The 20,331-nt window shown below is 51.0% G+C and carries 20 protein-coding genes; 7 read left to right on the forward strand and 13 right to left on the reverse strand.

The genetic code is table 11. The features are described from left to right. Nucleotides 1-8: 8 nt before the first annotated feature. Nucleotides 9-440 carry a DUF805 domain-containing protein gene (locus HV352_RS22490; protein ID WP_047497573.1) on the reverse strand — a complete coding sequence of 144 codons (432 nt, stop codon included), beginning with the start codon at nucleotides 438-440 and terminating at the stop codon, nucleotides 9-11. A 100-nt stretch (nucleotides 441-540) separates the two neighbouring features. Between HV352_RS22490 and HV352_RS22495 the strand changes: the two genes are divergently transcribed. Both HV352_RS22495 and tpiA read left to right on the forward strand, forming a co-directional pair. After that, nucleotides 541-1,137: a YiiQ family protein gene (locus tag HV352_RS22495; protein ID WP_016155250.1), complete on the forward strand. Its 597-nt coding sequence runs from the start codon at nucleotides 541-543 to the stop codon at nucleotides 1,135-1,137. Between the two features lie 111 nt (nucleotides 1,138-1,248). Next, nucleotides 1,249-2,016 (forward strand): triose-phosphate isomerase, encoded by a 768-nt coding sequence (gene tpiA / locus HV352_RS22500; RefSeq protein ID WP_003028783.1) that lies wholly within the window; start codon nucleotides 1,249-1,251, stop codon nucleotides 2,014-2,016. A gap of 82 nt (nucleotides 2,017-2,098) precedes the next feature. Here tpiA and HV352_RS22505 read toward each other — a convergent pair whose 3' ends face one another. From HV352_RS22505 to cpxP, 6 genes are all read right to left on the reverse strand, one after another. After that, nucleotides 2,099-3,403 carry an SLC13 family permease gene (locus tag HV352_RS22505; RefSeq protein ID WP_016157906.1) on the reverse strand — a complete coding sequence of 435 codons (1,305 nt, stop codon included), beginning with the start codon at nucleotides 3,401-3,403 and terminating at the stop codon, nucleotides 2,099-2,101. A gap of 73 nt (nucleotides 3,404-3,476) precedes the next feature. Continuing rightward, entirely contained in the window at nucleotides 3,477-4,226 is a 750-nt protein-coding gene (locus HV352_RS22510) for a CDP-diacylglycerol diphosphatase (RefSeq protein ID WP_019077918.1), read from the reverse strand. Nucleotides 4,227-4,330: 104 nt separating this feature from the next. Then, complete coding sequence (gene sbp / locus HV352_RS22515) at nucleotides 4,331-5,320, reverse strand: sulfate/thiosulfate ABC transporter substrate-binding protein Sbp (RefSeq protein WP_181635094.1); 990 nt, start codon at nucleotides 5,318-5,320, stop codon at nucleotides 4,331-4,333. Between the two features lie 206 nt (nucleotides 5,321-5,526). After that, complete coding sequence (gene pfkA / locus HV352_RS22520) at nucleotides 5,527-6,489, reverse strand: 6-phosphofructokinase (protein ID WP_003028778.1); 963 nt, start codon at nucleotides 6,487-6,489, stop codon at nucleotides 5,527-5,529. 185 nt (nucleotides 6,490-6,674) lie between these two features. Next, nucleotides 6,675-7,577, reverse strand: coding sequence for a CDF family cation-efflux transporter FieF (fieF, locus tag HV352_RS22525; protein ID WP_016155246.1), 903 nt, complete (start codon nucleotides 7,575-7,577; stop codon nucleotides 6,675-6,677). Between the two features lie 147 nt (nucleotides 7,578-7,724). Next, nucleotides 7,725-8,225 carry a cell-envelope stress modulator CpxP gene (gene cpxP, locus HV352_RS22530; RefSeq protein ID WP_016155211.1) on the reverse strand — a complete coding sequence of 167 codons (501 nt, stop codon included), beginning with the start codon at nucleotides 8,223-8,225 and terminating at the stop codon, nucleotides 7,725-7,727. Between the two features lie 150 nt (nucleotides 8,226-8,375). Here cpxP and cpxR point away from each other — a divergent pair, with 150 nt between their 5' ends. Both cpxR and cpxA read left to right on the forward strand, forming a co-directional pair. Next, the gene (cpxR, locus tag HV352_RS22535; RefSeq protein ID WP_006686193.1) at nucleotides 8,376-9,074 is read left to right on the forward strand and encodes an envelope stress response regulator transcription factor CpxR; all 699 of its coding nucleotides are present in this window, start codon (nucleotides 8,376-8,378) and stop codon (nucleotides 9,072-9,074) included. Beyond that, nucleotides 9,071-10,444, forward strand: a complete 1,374-nt coding sequence (gene cpxA, locus HV352_RS22540; RefSeq protein WP_016155210.1) for an envelope stress sensor histidine kinase CpxA — start codon at nucleotides 9,071-9,073, stop codon at nucleotides 10,442-10,444. Before cpxR ends, cpxA begins: the two co-directional genes overlap by 4 nt. 40 nt (nucleotides 10,445-10,484) lie before the next feature. Here the strand turns inward: cpxA and HV352_RS22545 are convergent, their stop codons facing one another. The 4 genes from HV352_RS22545 to yiiM form a co-directional block, all read right to left on the reverse strand. After that, the gene (locus tag HV352_RS22545) at nucleotides 10,485-11,735 is read right to left on the reverse strand and encodes an MFS transporter (protein WP_181635491.1); all 1,251 of its coding nucleotides are present in this window, start codon (nucleotides 11,733-11,735) and stop codon (nucleotides 10,485-10,487) included. Between the two features lie 118 nt (nucleotides 11,736-11,853). Then, on the reverse strand, nucleotides 11,854-12,810 hold the full coding sequence (locus HV352_RS22550) for a TIM barrel protein (protein WP_053388909.1): 957 nt from the start codon (nucleotides 12,808-12,810) through the stop codon (nucleotides 11,854-11,856). 8 nt (nucleotides 12,811-12,818) lie between these two features. Further along, nucleotides 12,819-13,523, reverse strand: coding sequence for a GntR family transcriptional regulator (locus HV352_RS22555; RefSeq protein ID WP_019077919.1), 705 nt, complete (start codon nucleotides 13,521-13,523; stop codon nucleotides 12,819-12,821). A gap of 228 nt (nucleotides 13,524-13,751) precedes the next feature. Next, nucleotides 13,752-14,426 (reverse strand): 6-hydroxyaminopurine reductase, encoded by a 675-nt coding sequence (gene yiiM, locus HV352_RS22560; protein ID WP_065554793.1) that lies wholly within the window; start codon nucleotides 14,424-14,426, stop codon nucleotides 13,752-13,754. Nucleotides 14,427-14,578: 152 nt separating this feature from the next. Here yiiM and HV352_RS22565 point away from each other — a divergent pair, with 152 nt between their 5' ends. After that, nucleotides 14,579-15,475, forward strand: coding sequence for a dihydrodipicolinate synthase family protein (locus HV352_RS22565; RefSeq protein ID WP_016155205.1), 897 nt, complete (start codon nucleotides 14,579-14,581; stop codon nucleotides 15,473-15,475). 41 nt (nucleotides 15,476-15,516) lie between these two features. Here the strand turns inward: HV352_RS22565 and kdgT are convergent, their stop codons facing one another. Further along, nucleotides 15,517-16,500 carry a 2-keto-3-deoxygluconate transporter gene (gene kdgT / locus HV352_RS22570; protein ID WP_103284383.1) on the reverse strand — a complete coding sequence of 328 codons (984 nt, stop codon included), beginning with the start codon at nucleotides 16,498-16,500 and terminating at the stop codon, nucleotides 15,517-15,519. A 235-nt stretch (nucleotides 16,501-16,735) separates the two neighbouring features. Further along, complete coding sequence (gene sodA, locus HV352_RS22575; protein WP_016155203.1) at nucleotides 16,736-17,356, reverse strand: superoxide dismutase [Mn]; 621 nt, start codon at nucleotides 17,354-17,356, stop codon at nucleotides 16,736-16,738. A gap of 255 nt (nucleotides 17,357-17,611) precedes the next feature. Here sodA and HV352_RS22580 point away from each other — a divergent pair, with 255 nt between their 5' ends. Beyond that, on the forward strand, nucleotides 17,612-19,033 hold the full coding sequence (locus tag HV352_RS22580) for an L-fucose/L-arabinose isomerase family protein (RefSeq protein WP_019077921.1): 1,422 nt from the start codon (nucleotides 17,612-17,614) through the stop codon (nucleotides 19,031-19,033). 201 nt (nucleotides 19,034-19,234) lie between these two features. Further along, nucleotides 19,235-20,269, forward strand: coding sequence for an L-rhamnose/proton symporter RhaT (gene rhaT, locus HV352_RS22585; RefSeq protein WP_016157897.1), 1,035 nt, complete (start codon nucleotides 19,235-19,237; stop codon nucleotides 20,267-20,269). Nucleotides 20,270-20,331: the final 62 nt, after the last annotated feature.

Here is a 20,331-nt window from a genome sequence, read left to right on the forward strand (position 1 = left end):
GTCGACAACTACTGGCGCTCGGCTTTGTACTTTACGTCCTGCGTATCCTTACCATATTTATTTTCGTCCTGGGTGCCAATGAACGCGCCCAGATCGATGAGCATGCCGACCAGAATGAGCGTCGGAACAAAGCGACCAACCGCCCATTGCCAGACGCCGGGTAACATCGTCCAATTTCCGGCCAGCAGCATCCACGCCAAAATCATCAGCAGCGCCCACGCTCCAGAACGTCCCCGATCGTGCAGGCGTTTTACCGTCACTGCCGCCGTCGGCCATAGCAGACAAACCAGACAAAATGCCGCAGTCTGAATATCGAGTAATTGCTTGCTCGCCAGCGAGAACAAAACCAGCATTCCGACGATCCACAGACCTATCCAAATCCAGAAATCACGGCGCCCGATGCGCCCTTTAAATGAGAATAACCACTGCTGTATGGTCATGTAAGTTCCTTTATTATTACCTTCCAGAACAGTTTACCCTTTTGACAAGCCCGACAGTTACCGTTTTAATCGTGAGCAGTCATAACGAAAGGTACGATTGATGAAGCAAGGATTTACACTGTTTTTATTATTGTTTTCAGCCTTCACCGCGAGCGTTGCGGCACGGGCAGAAGAGCCATCGACGGCAACCACAGCCCCCTATTTACTGGCGGGTGCGCCGACCTTTGACCTGTCGATTAGCCAGTTTCGCGAAAACTTTAATACGCAGAATCCGAAGCTTATCCTGAATGAGTTCCGCGCCATCGACAGCAGCCGCGATCGGGCAAACCTCACCCGCGCGGCCAGTAAAATCAATGAAAACCTGTATGCGTCCTCCGCCCTTGAGCGCGGCACGCTAAAAATCAAAAGTATGCAGATAACCTGGTTGCCGATTCAGGGACCAGAACAAAAGGCGGCCAAAGCGAAAGCGCTGGAATACATGACCGCCGTCATTCGTACCGTCGCGCCGCTACTGACGAAAGAGCAGAGCCAGAAAAAGCTGCAAAAACTGCTCGCTGCCGGCAAAGGTAAACACTATTACGCCGAAACAGAAGGCGCAATTCGCTATGTTGTGGCAGATAACGGTGAAAAAGGGCTGACCTTCGCTGTTGAACCGATTAAGCTGGCACTATCAGAAAGTCTTGAGAAGGCGAATTGATGACAAAAAGCAAAGCCTTTCCGCAGACGAATCTCTATACTGTTTCACAGACCATGCTGCCCTGACGGGCGGCCATATTCCTTAATTCGCTGACAAGCGTGGAGAAATGAAATGCGACATCCTTTAGTGATGGGTAACTGGAAACTGAACGGCAGCCGCCACATGGTAAACGAACTGGTTGCTAATCTGCGTAAAGAACTGGCTGGCGTTGCTGGCTGTGCAGTAGCAATCGCTCCGCCGGAAATGTATATCGACCTGGCGAAACACGCCGCTGCCGGTAGCCACATTATCCTGGGCGCGCAGAACGTTGACCTGAACCTGTCTGGCGCATTTACCGGTGAAACAAGTGCTGAAATGCTGAAAGATATCGGCGCGCAGTACATCATTATCGGTCACTCTGAGCGTCGTACTTACCACAAAGAGTCTGACGAGCTGATCGCTAAAAAATTCGCCGTACTGAAAGAACAAGGTCTGACTCCGGTTCTGTGCATCGGTGAAACCGAAGCAGAAAACGAAGCGGGCAAAACTGAAGAAGTCTGTGCACGTCAGATCGACGCCGTTCTGAAAACTCAGGGCGCGGCAGCATTCGAAGGCGTCGTTATCGCTTACGAACCAGTATGGGCTATCGGTACCGGTAAATCTGCAACTCCTGCTCAGGCTCAGGCTGTTCACAAATTCATTCGTGACCACATTGCTAAAGCTGACGCGAAAATCGCTGAACAAGTTATCATCCAGTACGGCGGTTCCGTAAACGCAGCTAATGCAGCAGAACTGTTCGCTCAGCCGGATATCGATGGCGCGCTGGTTGGCGGTGCTTCTCTGAAAGCAGATGCCTTCGCGGTCATCGTTAAAGCAGCAGAAGCGGCTAAACAGGCGTAATGCTGTTGAGGCGGGTAGCGCTTCGCTGACCCGCCCTCCAAGACTGTAGGCCCGGTAAGCGTTAGCGCTACCGGGCTTTTTTTTACAACTTACCCAACACGCTAAACCACAGATAATCCAGCGGCAGAAGAAGCAGATATGTTGCCGTCGCCAGCGCGATACACAGCAGCATCCCCGCCCTCGCAGGCACTTTCCCAAGCGCCATCGCCACCACAATCGGCGAAGCCTGATACGGCAGTAGCGGTGTGGAATACCCCAATACCTGAATCATAATTACCGACAGCAGCGGGAACCCAGTCGCATCGGCAAAACTTTGCGCCAGAGTGGTATACAGCGCCGGAACGCCGTTCGCCGTCATAATAAAATTGAGTGCGGTGGTAATGCCGGTCAGCGCGAGAAAGCTGGTAAATGGTTTTTCCGCATCCAGCGGCATCACCTGTAACAGCGCCTCGCCCACTGCATTGCCAATGCCGGTCTGGGTAACGGTAATTGCCAACCCCAGAATCCCCGCCACGTAAATGCAGGTCCTGATATTTACCCCGGAGGAAAACTCGTCGCCATTGATAAAACCAACCCGTGGTAGCAGCGTGATAACCGCCGCCGCCAGCCCGGTCCACGCAGGCCCTATACCGTGCCAGCTTTCACTTACCCACAGCAGCAGCACCACTGCTAGCATCCAGGCCAGGCGTTTTTCATCCCGGCTCATTGGTTCCGCTGGCGTGAGATCGCGCGGTGCGTGGGGCTTGCCAGGGAACAGCCAGCAGATAAGCATGATGAGCACCGCGCCTTTAAGCCAGCCCAGAACCGGCGTATGCAGCAGCAAATAGGGAAGATAATTGAGGTGGATGCCGTAAGAGCCTTCCGCCGCGCCGCTCATTACCAGATTGGGCACGTTAGCGGGTAAAATGGTCGCGGAAAGCTGGAACGTCCCAAACCCGACGGCCAGCGCCAGACCATACCAGGCGCGCGTACCCTCGTTAATTCCGGCACGCTTCGCCATTGCGGCAACAATCGGCATCAGCAGCGCAATACGCCCCATATTGGACGGCATCACAAACGCCAGCGCGTAACTGAGCAGCACCACGCTCGCCACCATTAACGGCCAGGAATCGGTCAATCGCGATGACAGCGCTCTCGCCGCCCTGTCCGCCAGCCCCGTTTTGCGAATCGCGATACCCAGCACAAAACCACTAAAGACCAGCCAGAATGCCGAAGACGCAAATCCGCCAAAGATCACATCCGCAGGTGCGATTTTGGCGACCATTGCTACGGCAAAGAACAGCAGCGCCGTTATAAACTCCGGCAGTAGCGACGTCGCCCAGAGCAGGATGGTAATGCCAATCACCAGAGAGGGGATAAACAGAGGGTGTGTAAGCCAGAGCGACATGCCTGTCTCCTGTTGTTTTTTTCAACAAGAATACGGGGACAGACATGCGGAGTAAATGCCAGATTAGGTGGGGTTAACGCAGAATATCACATTGATGATCCTGAATTTCCTCAGCGGAGGCGAGATTGAGCGACAACAGATTGCGCTGGGTCGCCAGCAGGACAAAGGACTCATCGCTCTGACGCACCATCGCCAGCGCATAGCTGCCCATGTGCTCACGCGCATCCGGCACCTCTTCTGCCAGCATCATAAACGGGCTGCGTTGCGCCAGTTCATTTTCCGTGACGCGACGCGCCAGATATTCATGACCGCGCAGCCCACCCGGTAATGGCAGCCAACGAGTGCTGATTTTCGCCAGATTGTCATCCAGCTGTTTTCTGACATCGGTTCGCAGGCAGGAGATATGAATATGCAGATGATTTTGCGTACGCCCGCTACGCGAGTTAATAGTCAGCGATACCGCTTTGTCAGGGATTTCCTGACCGTATTTTTGGCTCATAAAGCTGCGCGCCTGCCAGGCCAGCCAGAAAAAGTTCGGCGTACCTGATTTCAGCAGCAGCGGGCTTTCCGTTCCGTTGATGCGCCAGGTCGGCATCAACAGGTATTGCAGTGGGCCGTTACGATCCTTGAACACCACATATCCGGCATCCGGCTTCACTTCGGCGCACGGCGTGGGATCCTGCTGCTGCAACTGGTGCGGCAGGCATTGCTGAAGAACAATCTGGCGTAATGCGTCCGGGTTACCGGTGAATTTCCAGTACCCGATACCTGCAGCAGCGGCGACTACAATCACCGCCAGTAAAAGATAGCCTGCTTTTTTCATTACGCGTTCCCTGTATCTCATTGAAGGGCAAGAGTAACGCAAAACCATGACAAATAAAAAACCCGGTCGCGTTATGCCACCGGGTTGGTAAATCACAGACTTATTTAGCGCTTGCTGATCTGGTCAAACGTACCACCGTTAGAGAAGTGCTCTTTCTGCGCTTTCGTCCAGCCGCCAAACTCTTCGTCGATGGTGAACAGTTTCAGCTTCGGAAATGCATTTTCGTATTTCTTCGCAACGTCTGCATCACGCGGACGATAGTAGTTTTTCGCTGCAATTTCCTGACCTTCCGGAGAATAGAGATATTTCAGGTAGGCTTCCGCCACCGTTTTGGTGTCTTTCTTTTCCACTACTTTATCGACCACGGAAACGGTCGGTTCCGCGAGGATAGATTCACTCGGCGTCACTATCTCGAATTTGTCTTTGCCCAGCTCGTTTGTCGCCAGCAGGGCTTCGTTTTCCCAGGCGATCAGCACATCACCGATACCGCGTTCAACGAAGGTATTGGTTGAGCCACGCGCACCGGAGTCCAGCACTTCAACATTCTTATACAGGGCCTTCACGAAGTCTTGTGCCTTGGCCTGATCGTTGTTGTTGTGGTGCAAGGCGTAGCCCCATGCCGCCAGATAGTTCCAGCGTGCGCCGCCTGAGCTTTTCGGGTTTGGCGTAATGACCGACACGCCTGGTTTGATCAGATCGTTCCAGTCATGAATTTGTTTGGGGTTGCCTTTGCGGACCAGGAAAACGATGGTGGAGGTGTATGGCGCGGAGTTATCCGGCAGACGCTTAATCCAGTTTTTATCGATACGACCACGTTCAGCAATGGCATCCACATCGTAAGCCAGCGCCAGCGTCACGACATCGGCTTCAATGCCGTTAATGACGGAGGTCGCTTGTTTACCCGAACCGCCATGCGACTGGCGGATCACGATGTTGTCGCCCGTTTCCTGCTTCCAGTGCGCGCTAAAGGCCTTATTGTACTGCTCGTACAGTTCACGCGTTGGATCGTACGATACGTTAAGTAACTGAATATCCTTTGCCAGAACGCTGGTCGATGCCAGCAATAATGTTAACCCTACGCCCCATTTGTTCATCGCCCAGCTCTCTTATGTGGTGTTGTGATGAGCAAAGCGTGCCAGAAAGGTATCCAAACATTAAAGAATAAAAAAAGATTTGCTATAACTTGGGGGAATAAATGCGGGGAATGGTGCCGAATGGTGGTTAGCGGCTCATCAGGCCTACAAGTCTTTGCAACCTGTAGGCCTGATGCGCTTAGCGCCATCAGGCGCGGAAAAAACAATCAGTACAGTTTTTTCGCGCAGTCCAGCCAGTCACCTTTGAACGGACGCTTCATGTTTTCAATCGCGTCGATGATGTCGTGGTGAACCAGTTGTTCGTTCTGAATACCTACACAGCGACCGCCGTGACCGGCCAACAGCAGTTCAATGGCATATGCGCCCATACGGGACGCCAGGATACGGTCGTAAGGCACCGGAGAACCACCACGCTGGATGTGACCCAGTACGGTTGAGCGCGTTTCACGACCCGTTTCTTTCTCGATGTAATGCGCCAGTTCGTCAACGTCACACATGTGCTCAGTGATCGCCACAATCGCGTGTTTTTTACCTTTCGCGATGCCTGCTTTGATTTCAGCAACCAGATCGTCACGGCTGAATTCCACTTCCGGAACCACCACGAACTCACAGCCACCAGCAATGGCAGCCGCCAGAGTCAGATCGCCACAGTAGCGGCCCATCACTTCAACGATGGAAATACGCTGGTGAGAAGAAGAGGTATCACGCAGACGGTCAATCGCTTCGACTACGGTACCCAGAGCGGTGAAATAACCGATGGTGTAGTCGGTGCCTTTGATATCGTTGTCGATAGTGCCAGGCAGACCGATGCATGGGAAGCCCATTTCAGTCAGGCGTTTTGCCCCCATGTAAGAACCGTCACCACCGATAACAACCAGCGCGTCAATGCCACGCTTTTTCAGGTTTTCGATAGCCACGGCACGCACGTTTTCGTCGCGGAATTCCGGGAAGCGGGCAGAACCGAGGAATGTACCGCCACGGTTGATCATGTCGGACACGCTGTAGCGGTCAAGTTGAACCATACGGTCTTCATACAAACCCAGGTAGCCATCATGGATCCCCATGACTTCCAGCCCTTCCGTCAACGCTGCACGTACAACACCACGGATTGCTGCGTTCATGCCCGGCGCATCACCGCCGCTTGTCAACACACCGATTTTCTTAATCATGACTACCTCTGAACTTTGGAATGCAAAATGAAATCTGCTGCCGGAAGTCGATTCCGCATATCGAAACGATCCAACGAATATGCAGATAGTATAACAATCACTTCCTGCTGAATTGATTCAGGTCAGGCCAAATGGTGGTAATTTATACACAAAATGCTGGCCCAGTTCACTTTTTTTACAACGAATTATAAAAGCTCAAACATCTTGCCTTCCTTGGGTACGACCGAACAGGGATCCTGATGAATGATGACATCCGATCCCGGGAAACGCCGTAAAATTGCCTGCTCTACCTGTTCAGCCACTAAATGCGCCTGAACGAGCGGCAGATTATCTTCCATTTCCAAATGAATCTGAATAAAGCGGGTCGGCCCTGACTGCCGCGTGCGAAGATCGTGAGCGCCGCTGACTCCAGGCCATGACGTCACAATATCAATAATTTCCTGACGTTCTTCATCGGGTAAAGCGCGATCCAGCAAAGACTGTACCGCCTCATAACCCATGCGTAATGCACTATATAAAATATAGATGCCAATCCCGAGCGCAAACAAGGCATCTGCGCGATGCCAGCCGTACCATGCCAGCCCAAGCGCCACGAGAATCGCACCGTTCATCATAACATCAGACTGATAATGAAGCATATCCGCCCTAACGGCCTGACTTTGCGTGCGCTTCACCACCCAGCGCTGAAACGAGACCAGAATGATTGTACACACTAACGCAATGATGGTGACAACCACCCCGACGCCAGGATCTTTCATTGGCGTGGGTTGGATGAGATGCTGAATCCCGGTCAGGAATAAAAACAGCGCCGAACCGGAAATAAACATGCTTTGCGCCAGCGCCGCCAGCGATTCCGCTTTTCCGTGTCCGAACGTATGTTCATCATCGGCCGGTTGCAAAGAATAGCGCACCACCAACAGGTTGGTTAACGACGCGGCGATATCCACCAAAGAATCCACCAGCGCAGCCAGAATACTGACCGATCCGGTGTACCACCACGCAAAAATCTTGATCAAAAGTAACAGCGATGCCATTACGGTCGCCGCGATTGCCGCCCGGCTAACCAGCCGCCCATAGGTTTGATTCATAAACACTCCTGCCAGGATATGCCGCTAGTATAACGGATGAAGTAAAACAGTCAGGCAATAACCGAGTGACAAATTTTGGGCAAAAAAAACCCCCACATCATGTGGGGGAAGACAGGGATGGTGTCTATGGCAAGGAAAACAGGGTTACTACTGGGAACGTGAGTTGCTACTACTCAATAAATTCAACGATGAGCTTTTTTTCCAGTGCGCTACGTCGCGCAGTTGCTCCATTCGTTGTTCATGTCTCTCATTTAAAACCGCTTGCTGCTCGGGCGTTAACAGGCGATACATCTGGTTGCGAACCTTGGCTATTTCAACCTGGCGGGCAACCTGTTCTTGCGCCATTCTTTCTGCCTGAGCGCGCACAGCGCGTTCATCAAATTTCTCTGCGGTGACAAGGCGATGCATTGTCTCCATTTCGCTAACATTAACAGGAGGCTGTTCGTGTCTTGCCTGCTGCATTAAATCTCGCATCTGTTGACGTTGATGTTCGGTTAAACTGATACCGTCGAACATGTGGCTCTGAACGCTGCGTTGCGCGGAGCCTTCACCCAGGTGCCAGTGATCGCCTGTGACGACTTCAGCTGCATGGCTTAAAGTACTCAGTGCCAGCGTTGAGGCCATGACGGCAGCGGTAACTTTGCCCATCACTTGCTCCCAAAATCTTTTCTGTCGCGATTCAACGAGAGACAGTTTACGATTCGGGCTGCAAACATGCGTCAGGGGGTGTAAAACAACGTAAAGTCATAGATTAGCGACGCCTGATGACGTAATTTCTGCCTCGGAGGTACGTAAACAATGAATAAAATCCTGTTAGTTGATGATGACCGAGAGCTGACTTCCCTGTTAAAGGAGTTGCTCGAAATGGAAGGTTTCGATGTGCTGGTTGCCTATGATGGGGAACAGGCGCTTGAGCTTCTGGATGACAGCATCGATTTACTTTTGCTCGACGTCATGATGCCGAAGAAAAATGGCATTGATACGCTGAAAGCACTTCGTCAGACACACCAGACACCCGTAATCATGCTGACCGCTCGCGGCAGCGAATTGGATCGCGTACTTGGCCTTGAGCTGGGCGCGGACGACTATTTACCCAAACCGTTTAACGACCGTGAACTGGTCGCGCGCATCCGCGCTATTTTGCGTCGCTCACACTGGAGCGAACAGCAGCAGAACAGCGACAACGGTTCGCCGACTCTGGAAGTGGATGCGTTAAGCCTTAATCCGGGTCGCCAGGAAGCCAGCTTTGACGGGCAAACCCTGGAATTAACCGGCACCGAATTCACCCTGCTCTATTTGCTGGCACAGCATCTCGGTCAGGTGGTTTCGCGTGAACACCTGAGCCAGGAAGTGCTGGGCAAACGCCTGACGCCTTTTGATCGCGCGATCGACATGCATATCTCGAACCTGCGTCGTAAGCTGCCAGAACGTAAAGACGGACACCCGTGGTTTAAAACCCTGCGCGGTCGCGGCTACCTGATGGTCTCCGCTTCATGATAGGGAGCTTAACCGCACGCATCTTTGCCATCTTCTGGTTGACGCTGGCACTGGTGTTGATGTTGGTACTGATGTTACCCAAGCTTGATTCACGCCAGATGACCGAGCTACTGGACAGCGAGCAGCGCCAGGGGTTGATGATTGAGCAACACGTTGAAGCTGAACTGGCGAACGATCCACCCAACGATTTGATGTGGTGGCGTCGCTTGTTTCGGGCGATAGACAAGTGGGCGCCGCCAGGACAGCGGTTATTGCTTGTGACGACGGAAGGACGCGTGATCGGCGCAGAACGCAACGAAATGCAGATCATTCGTAACTTTATTGGTCAGGCCGATAACGCCGACCATCCGCAAAAGAAAAAATACGGTCGCGTTGAGATGGTCGGGCCTTTCTCCGTCAGAGACGGCGAAGATAACTACCAGCTGTATCTCATTCGACCTGCCAGCAGCTCACAATCTGACTTTATCAATCTGTTGTTCGACCGACCGCTGTTGTTGCTGATTGTCACCATGTTAGTCAGCTCTCCGCTATTGCTCTGGCTTGCCTGGAGTCTGGCGAAACCGGCGCGTAAGTTGAAAAACGCGGCGGATGAAGTGGCCCAGGGCAACCTGCGTCAGCATCCGGAACTGGAAGCCGGTCCGCAGGAATTTCTGGCGGCGGGCGCCAGCTTTAACCAGATGGTGACGGCGCTGGAGCGAATGATGACCTCGCAGCAACGCCTGCTGTCGGACATCTCTCACGAGTTGAGAACGCCGTTGACGCGTCTGCAGTTGGGCACCGCGCTGCTGCGCCGTCGTAGCGGTGAAAGCAAAGAGCTGGAGCGTATTGAAACAGAAGCGCATCGGCTGGACAGCATGATCAACGACCTGCTGGTGATGTCACGCAATCAGCAGAAAAACGCGCTGGTCAGTGAAACGGTGAAAGCCAATCAGCTGTGGGGCGAAGTGCTGGATAACGCCGCCTTTGAAGCCGAGCAGATGGGTAAATCACTCACGGTGAATTTCCCGCCGGGCCCGTGGCCGCTGTACGGCAACCCAAATGCGCTGGAAAGCGCGCTGGAAAACATTGTGCGCAACGCCCTGCGTTATTCACACACGCAGATTGAAGTTGGCTTCGCGGTGGATATCGATGGGATTACCATCACCGTCGACGACGATGGCCCGGGCGTTAGCCCTGAAGACCGAGAACAGATTTTCCGTCCGTTCTATCGTACCGATGAGGCGCGCGATCGCGAGTCTGGCGGAACAGGTCTGGGTCTGGCGATTGTTGAAACCGCAATCCAACAGCATCGTGGCTGGGTGAAAGCCGAAGACAGCCCGCTGGGTGGTTTACGGCTGGTAATTTGGTTGCCGCTGTATAAACGCGCTTAACAGGCTTCCCCGGTAACGTCGTACCGGGGAAGTTCTCACATTATGCTGCCACAGTCGCAGCCGCTAGCTTTTGCTTTTTAATCCGCTTCACCAGAATGGTCGAACAGATAAAGCCCATTAAGCTGAACGCAATCATCACGCTAAAGACATAGTTATAGCCCGTGATGCCGCTATTGGTATCCAGTAAATAGCCGTATAACGTATACGCAAACATGGCGGGCATATAACCGATAATACAGCCAAATGCCATCGCCGAACCGGCATATTCACGCGGGGTACCAATCTCATCCATTGGTGCAAAGAAAATGGCGCGCTGTGAGAAAATAATCGCCCCAAATCCTAGCGTCGCCGCCATACCGATATACACATTCATCGTTTGATGTGGCAACAGCATAAAAACAACCATAGCAGCAGCAGAGATCAGAAACGTCCACTTCAGGTAAACCGTAGGTGATTTAGCAACCTTATCCGCCAGCAGCCCACCAATCGGCCCTCCCACCATTTTCAATGCATACTGGTTGATGATGCCGTACGCGCCGACGAGTGCTACCGGCAGCATGTAGATATCTTTTAAGAATGGGATGAAGTAAGTCAGGCCACAGTACGCGGCGTAAACAAAGAAAATCCCTAAAGAAGCCAGCCAGACGTTAGGGCAGGACAACACATGTTTGATACCCTTTAAGACTTCCATGTTTGCACTGGTTTTCTCGCCGCCTTTCACTTTGTCATCATCGACAATAAAGTACGTCACAATACCTGCCGCAAGCGTAATGACCGTATAAAACAACAGACCCGCCTGCATCCCCGCTTTACCTTCACCAAACTGGACGAAAACAAACAGAGCGCCAGAAGCGACGATAACATCCACCACGCCACGTCCGGCTTCTAAAAAGCCAAACATGCGCCCTTGTTCTTCTTGCGTACCTAGCAGACGCACAGCTTTCAATAACACCGGCCAATAAACCACATCGGCAAAGAACGCAATTGCGGCAAAGCAAATAAGATAACCGGTAAATGACGGTAGCGTCGCCAAATATAAACCGCATAGCCCAACGCCGATCAGACCAAATGGTAATAATATTTTCTTGGAATAACGGTCTGCGATATAGAGCGACAGAAAAAGCCCGGTTGTCTGAACAATCGTATAAACAGTAAAACTTAAACCAATTTGCGTATTGGTTAAACCCCAGTCACTTTGCATTGGCACATAGAAAACGTCTTTCATACTTGAAAGTTTGAATATTGTGCCGCCGCCTAAAATTAAAAAACAGAGCCTTGCCCATTTGTTCATGAACATAATTAAACCCTCATTGCTTGTTGAGAGAAATATTTAAATTAAATCATATAACTAATAAATTAAGAGAGTTATTTTCATAACCCTTTTCGCATTTAATAATATTAAAAGAAGTTTATTTATTACTTGTAAACTTGTCGCATAAATCACGGATATACTTTATTTGAGCAAGAGCATGTTCTTTTTCCTGCGCCAGTCGCGCATCAATCATGTTACTGTCGGGCAGCGGCGTATAGCTTGCATCGCGCCATGGGATCCAGGGATTATCACCTTCATCATCAAAACGAAATGCCGGAGCATAATATTCAACTTCCTCTTCCAGACCAAAAGCATTTACTTGCGGCTTGTCCTCACCTAAAAGTAATAATGCCTTAAGCATCTCTTCCATTGGTAAATCACCGTATCCTGAACGACAAGCCTCATGCCCCCAGCCTTTACCTTCTTTAATAATTTTTGCGTCTTTGATATGCACCTGAGTGATTAGAGGGGACATAACTTCTAACGCAGAAAGCGGCTGCTCATTGGCGTTAATCATGTTGCCAAAATCAAAAAGAATAGAGAGATTCTTCATTCCACTATTATTAACCAGCGTAACCAGTTCATGGCCTTGCAGATCTTCATGCTGTTCGATAGTAAAGCTTAGTCCGCAATCGTCATACTGAGACAACCACGCAATATCATTGGCAATCTTTGCCATGACATCGTTGAGATGTCCTTCATAGCGGGGGTAGAAACGTACTGAAGTTGCGCCAGTTGTCACAGCAATACGGATCGCATCCGTCAATGTCGCCTTGTCCGATGCGCTCGTTTCAATATGTACATCGAGGTTATATTTTTTGGCCTTTTCTTTAAAATCGTGCAACTGCCGATCGTTTAGTTTCTGCAGCGATTGGGACTCACCATCCTCAACATGTATTTTCACTCCCTTTAATTGTTGCTGATGCGCAATATCCAGAAGATCGCCCGGAAGGACTCTCTCATAGCGCATATTCAGATGAAAGGCATAAGCATGTAGGTACAGTGGTATATTTCTCGCACGTTCAGCGAGAAGTTCTTGGTTGCATTTTCCCATTATTTTTCTCATTCATCACGAATAACAAGTTCCACAGATTCAAGTCGCCAGTATTCAAAATCAACCTGAACCACTTTTTTATCTCGGGTAGCCCGATGTTTTTCTACTAAAATTCCATAAGTATTAGGCGCAACGCCCAACTCTTTGCAGGCCACTTCTGGCATATTGACCGGTTTAAAAATCATTTCTTTGATATTTAAAGCATGACCAAACGCATCTTCCCAGACGCTGGCAAAAGACTGATTGCCCAATTTGTTAATGAATCCTGGCGCAACATCAGCATCAATATAGGACTCATGGTAAAACACTTTATGCGAATCAAGACCACACCAACCGGTAACTAAATAGCGATCACCGGAGGAGAGAAAAACATCATCAACATGGTGCGGAACCGTCGCAATCGTTTCTTTGGTTAAATAACCCCAAAAAGGCTTGCGCCCCTGAGCACAGGCTTCAGCATTAAAGCTGGAAAGTGATTTGGGATTATAAATAAATCGCTTCGATGAAATAAACCAACCACTGCGGTTCTTTCGGAAGATACGCGCATCGATCTCAAGCTCAATCAGAACCTGACGTAAGGTCATGCGCTTCGCATCCAGCAACTCACATAACTCTCTCTCCGAAGGCAATTTAGAGCCCGCTGGCAAATTATTCTCGTTTAACCAGCTTTCAAAGCGCTCTCTAAGCACATCAACATTGTTTTTCTTTTTCATCTTGCTCATCTGGTTTAAACCAATTTAAAGCTAAGATATTTGAGTGCAGGAAATACTCAAGTTTTTTTTCAACGCAGAGTTTCTTTTTGTGGGCCAGGTATCAAGAATGGACTGAAAACATGGCGTGACAAGCAGGTTTTTTAACCCGCTTTAGTATGCAGAGATAAGAATCACGAGAAAGGCAAATCAGGTGTTACCACCTGATTTAATTGCATGGCCAGAATGGCTTTATTTTCCCCACAAACGGCGGGAATTGTCTTCGATCTTGCCGCTTAAACGACGCTTTTGCATCGTTTTGGTCCAGCTTTTCGATAACCCGGCAGCCGAGAGTAAACGGTGATATTGTGAGTCATCAAACGGCATATGCCAGGCAATGGCAATCGCCTCCCGCACGCTGACGTCGCTGACGCGTGAAGCCAGGATCAACGGCGCGTCCGCCGACACCTGGCCTGGAGCGATGACGCTGCACAACCAGCCCGTCTTGCCTGCATCCTGCATCTGGCTAGCCATATCGCTGATGCCAAAATGGAAATTCAGCTTAAAGCACGGTGAGCGCGGCTGCGTGACCTGAATCAGCGCATCTCCCCACTGGAAAATGTCGCCAATAAATACATTCTCTTCCGTTAGCCCCTGAGTAGAGAGATTCTCGCCAAACGCGGGCGCGACAAAGCGCTCTGCCTGCTCCGGAAACTCTTGTCTCCAGTGCTGATAGTGTTCACGCGGATAGTGGCACAGCGCGCGATCCGGCCCACCGTGAATTTTCGTTTCCGCCTGTTCATCACCCGTCAGCCCCAGTTCGGTCAGCATCAGCTCGCCGTCAACCTGGACCTTAGCAATCGCGCTGGGACGGCTTCCCATGTAGTCCCGAACCTTGCCTGTAAAAACATCGACCGGATATCGCATCTGTTCCCTCTCCCGATAAATTTCCCCCATTACACCACATTTATTTTACCCCAGTCGCTCAAAATGAGAGCACGGTTCACATGAAACTTAGGGACACATGCTATCAATGTAATCTGGTTTTGAAACATCATTTCAAATAAGGAGTCAACAACGTGACTGGTCAATCGCAATTTGCTGGCGTCTGGTGTCCTTCCATTACGCCAATGGATAATGACGGCAAGATCGATCTTAACGGTCTAAGCCAGCATCTCAAACGCCTTACCGAGGCCAAAATCGACGTGATTTTGCTGATGGGTAGCATCGGGGAATTTGCCTCCTTTACGCTCGAAGAAAAGCTGTTACTAATCCGCGAGGCCCGCGCTATGAGCTCGCTGAAGATGGTCGCCAACGTCTCATCCACCTGCCAGAATGATGTGCTGTTGATGGCGCAGGAAGCGTATCGCGCCGATTACGACGCCGTGATGATCCTGCCGCCTTACTACTATGGGCAAACGGCAAAACAGCTGCTGAGCTACTTCCGTCAGTTGGGGCAGAAGCTCAGCGGTAAATGGTTTGCCTATAACTTTCCGGCGCGCACTGGCTGCGATTTAACGCCTGAACTGGTTGCCACCCTCGCCGCCGAGTTCCCCAACTTCGCAGGCATTAAAGATACCGTCGACTGCCAGTCCCATACTCGCAGTATGATCCAGACCACCCGCGCCGTACGGGAGGATTTTGCCGTGTTGTCCGGCTATGACGAATACTACATTCCTAACCTGCTGGCAGGCGGCGCGGGGGTGATTTCAGGATTAAACAACGTCATGCCTGAACTGTTTGTCAGCGCACGGGAAGCATTTAAACAGGGCGACCTGACAGCACTTCGCGACATTCAGGACCAGATTGGCACCTACATGTCCATCTACGCCATCGGCGAAGATTTCGTCACCACCATCAAAACCGTGGTATCGCGTAAGTTTGGCTATTGCACCGGCGTGTCACGAAATGCCGGCGGAGAGTTGAACGAGGGTGAGTGTCGGACCATCGATGAGGTATTTGTCGTCAAAGCGTAAATCGTTAAGCCGGATGGAACAGACCATCCGGCAAAAGAGACTTACTTCACGGCGCTACGAATATCAATTTCCGCCGCCCTGGCTTTAACTCTTTTCGACCAGATGGAAGTGATAATCGGCACCAGAATGGAGGTCACAATCACCGACGTGGCGACAAGGGAAGTTGCTGCCGGTGCCATCGGTTTAAATGCCGGAACCATTTCAGCAATCAGCACTGGCGTAGCGACCGCCGCACCAGCTGAGCTGGAGGCCGCAATCCCCGCCGTGCCATCGCCGCCGCCAATCAGTTTATCAGCGATAATCAATGGGATACCGGTAATGATAATTACCGCCACGCCCAGCAAAATACCCAGTACACCGGTCTGCGCAATCACGCTCAAATCAATGGTGTTACCAAGCGCGAAGGCAAAGAAAGGAATCAATGTCTGCACCGCTTTGCTGAAGAACTCCCGCAGCTCAGGGTCCAGATTCCCCAGCGCAAAGCCAATCAGGAACGGTAATACGGCCCCGACAAACACGTGTGGTTCAAACGAAGCGATCCCGGCGGTTCCCAGAATCACCATAGTCATCAGCGGGCCAGACTCCAGCGACATCAGGACAAACGCCCCGGCCTCTTCTTTGGTGCCGTACTGCTGCATAATCGAGGCATACAGCCCGCCGTTGGTCATATCCATGGCGGCCACCAGCGCCAGCGTAGACAACCCGGCGAAGAAACCAACTTCTACACCATTTTCCGGCAGAATACGTGAAGCAATCGCCGCGACCACCCACGCTACCAGAATCTTGGTTATGACCAGCGTGCCTGATTTACGCAGCACGGTACCGGTGGCGCTTAGCTTGATCGACGCCCCCATACAAAAGAACCAGACCGCCAGAATAGGCACCGTACCGGTGATCATACCGTTGGTAAAGGAGCCGAAGTATTTCCCGGCGCCGGGGGAAAAGGTGTGACACAACGCGCCCAAAAAAAGCGGCACCAGCATCATGCCGCCTGGGATTTTCTCTATCGTTCGTTTGATCTGCATTTCCATCACCTGTAGACATAAAAATGGGGCAATTTTTATGGGCGATTGCATCTTGCTTATGAGATGCGCCCGTCTTGATGAAACGAAGATAGACATTCATAGAGACTATAAAAGTGATCTCACTCGCATAATAAAACCTTGTTTCAATTTAAATAGATCATTGTTTTTATATTGATTTTGATCACAAAAAAACCCCCACAAGCATCGCTTGCAGGGGCTTATCAAAGCGTAGAACTTATTTTTTCGCTGCGAAACGCGCGGCAGCTTCGTCCCAGTTCACCACGTTCCAGAACTCTTTGATGTAGTCCGGGCGACGGTTCTGGAATTTCAGGTAGTAAGCGTGTTCCCAAACGTCCAGGCCCACGATCGGGAAGCCGGAAGCGCCAGAGATAGCTTCACCCATCAGCGGGGAATCCTGGTTAGCAGTGGAAACAACAGCCAGTTTGTCACCTTTCAGAACCAGCCACGCCCAGCCGGAACCAAAACGGGTTGCCGCAGCTTTTTCAAATTCAGCTTTGAAGTTGTCCACGGAGCCGAAGTCACGTTCGATAGCCGCTTTCAGGTCGCCCTGCAGCGTAGTACCGGTTTTCAGACCTTTCCAGAACAGGCTGTGGTTAGCGTGGCCGCCCGCGTTGTTACGCAGTACGGTTTTCTTGTCTGCTGGCAGTTGATCCAGTTTGGTGATCAGCTCTTCAACAGGCAGGCTCGCGAATTCAGGCAAGCTTTCCAGCGCAGCGTTCGCGTTGTTTACGTAAGCCTGGTGGTGTTTGGTATGGTGGATTTCCATCGTCTGCTTATCAAAGTGCGGTTCAAGGGCATCATAAGCGTACGGCAGGGATGGCAGTGTATAACTCATAATCATCTCCAGTATTGTCGGGCGGCCAGTGTTAACGCCGCGTAAGCAGTTGGGTCATTATAGTTAATTAAATGATATTGAAAATGATTATCAATGCCGTACTTTTTACATGGCTATTATGAGGTAAAAGTGTGAGCATCACTGGGAAAATCAGGCTGATTTTGCCAATCTGAGTAGAAAATAGGCAGCGACATGAAGGACATGGGAGATAAAGCACGACATAGTCTGAAAATTATCTCACAAGGAAATATTGCTATGTCTGTCAACATCGCCCTTTTTGGTATCGGCCTCGACACATACTGGCCCCAGTTTACAGGCCTGGAGTCACGTCTTCAGGGCTATCTGCAATCAATTGATGAGCGCCTGACGGCGCAACAAGCCAGCGTGATTAATGGCGGCCTGATTGATAACGTCGATAAAGCCGATGCCCTTATCAGACGGTTGCAGCAACAGCCGGTCGATGCTGTCTGTCTTTACATCAGCACCTATGCGCTCAGCTCAACGGTGCTACCGCTTGTGCAGAGTATCAATAAACCGGTCATTATTCTGGCCCTACAGCCAGAGCCAGGGCTGCCTTATTCAACAATCCGTCAAATTCCCGATCGGGGAGGTCGTACTGGAGAGTGGCTGGCGCACTGTCAGGCCTGCAGCGCCCCCGAACTGGCAAACGTGTTTAACCGTGCGAATATCCGCTTTCAGTTGATTGTTGGCGCATTACAGGGCGATGAGTATGTCTGGCAACAAACGGCGCAGTGGCTACAGGCACTTAACGCTCGTCAAATGCTGGCAAATTGTCAGGTCGGCGTCCTCGGGCACTATTATGACGGTATGGTAGACGTTTACAGCAATATGACGAACTTGTCCGCCAAAATGGGCGTACGCTTTAAGCCATTGGAAATGTGTGAGTTGGCGGAATATCGCGAGCAGGTCAGCGAGGCAGACCTCAATGCCAAACGACAGGAAATGCACCGTGTACTTCAGTTGGATGCGGCATGCGAACCTGCAGAGCTCAACCGCGCACTCACCACTGCCTGCGCCATGGATAAACTGATTGCCCAGAATAAACTCGGTGCACTAGCCTATTATTATGAAGGCCGTAACGGCAACGCTTACGAGAACATCATCACCTCAATCATTCTCGGCAACACGCTGCTTACCCACCGTGGTATTCCCGTAGCGGGAGAATATGAAATCAAAAATGTGCTGGCGATGAAAATTCAGCAACTTCTGGGGGCTGGCGGTTCATTCTCAGAACCATATGGCATTGAATTTAATGATGATGCTGTTTTGTGGGGACATGACGGTCCGGCACACCCGCTGATGGCGGATGGTCCGGTGAGTCTGGTGCCGCTGCCGGTTTATCATGGTAAACCCGGTAAAGGTGTATCTATCCAGATGACCGTAAAATCAGGTCCGGTGACCTTTCTTTCGGTAATTGAAGATGCCGAAAACGGGGTGCGTTTACAGTATGCCGAGGGTGAAGCTGTGCCAGGTGAAGTCCTGGATATTGGCAACACCAATAGCCGCTATCGCTTCCCGTTATCAGCTCGCGAGTTCACCACACAATGGTGTATGGGCGGCCCAGCTCATCATTGCAGCATTGGCCTGGGGCACCATGGCGAGGCACTGGAAAAACTCGCCTGGCTACTGGGTATTCAGGCAGTAAGAATTTGCTAATCCTCTATATTTCCGCCCTTCTCAAAAAAGAGGGGCGGGGCCGCATTTGTGATCAATATCCCTTTCATCCCCTGAATTTTGCCAGCATTACTGATCAAACGGCAGCATGCTGAAGGTTAATCTATTGCTCACTCTTTAGACTTTTGAACATCAAAACGGGTGTTTTCATCCTGCCAAATCGATAATTCAAAAGGAAACAGAATGGGTAACGCAATTACGATGGGGATAATATGGCATCTAATCGGTGCCGCTAGTGCCGCTTGTTTCTATGCCCCTTTTAAAAAGGTACAACACTGGTCCTGGGAAACCATGTGGTCTATAGGTGGTTTTGTTTCATGGCTGATCCTTCCCTGGCTCGTCAGCGCGATCCTTCTGCCGGACTTCTGGGCCTATTACAGTTCATTCAGTGCGTCCACCCTGCTGCCGGTATTTTTATTCGGTGCCATGTGGGGGATTGGTAATATCAACTATGGCCTGACTATGCGCTATCTCGGTATGTCGATGGGGATCGGGATCGCTATCGGCATTACGCTAATTGTTGGTACCTTAATGACGCCAATCATTGCCGGTAAATTTGACGTGCTCATTGGCACACCAGGCGGGCGTATGACCCTGCTCGGCGTGCTGGTCGCCCTGATCGGAGTGGCGATTGTCACCCGCGCCGGACAGTTAAAAGAGCGCAAGATGGGCATCAAGGCCGAAGAGTTCAATCTGAAAAAAGGTCTGATACTGGCGGTGATGTGCGGCTTTTTCTCCGCAGGGATGTCCTTTGCCATGGATGCGGCTAAACCAATGCACGAAGCCGCTGCAACACTCGGTATCGATCCGCTGTATGTCGCCCTGCCAAGCTACGTAGTCATCATGGGCGGTGGTGCGGTGATCAATCTGGGATACTGCTTCATTCGTCTGGCAAAAATGAAAAACCTGTCAGTAAAGGCCGACTTCTCTTTAGCAAAACCGCTGATTATCAGCAATATCCTGTTTTCTGCGCTTGCTGGCCTGATGTGGTATCTCCAGTTCTTCTTTTACGCCTGGGGCCATGCCAAAATTCCAGCACAGTATGACTACATGAGCTGGATGCTGCACATGAGCTTCTACGTCCTGTGCGGCGGTATCGTGGGCCTGATCATGAAAGAGTGGAGCAATGCAGGGAGACGTCCGGTCAGCGTGCTAAGTCTTGGCTGCGTAGTGATCATTGTCGCGGCAAACATTGTTGGTCTGGGAATGGCCAGCTAATCATGTTGGGTACTGAGATGACGCCACTGGCTCGGCGTCATCCCAACTTTACGGTTAAATAC

The organism is Citrobacter sp. RHBSTW-01044, from assembly GCF_013781945.1.
Classification (GTDB): domain Bacteria; phylum Pseudomonadota; class Gammaproteobacteria; order Enterobacterales; family Enterobacteriaceae; genus Citrobacter; species Citrobacter braakii.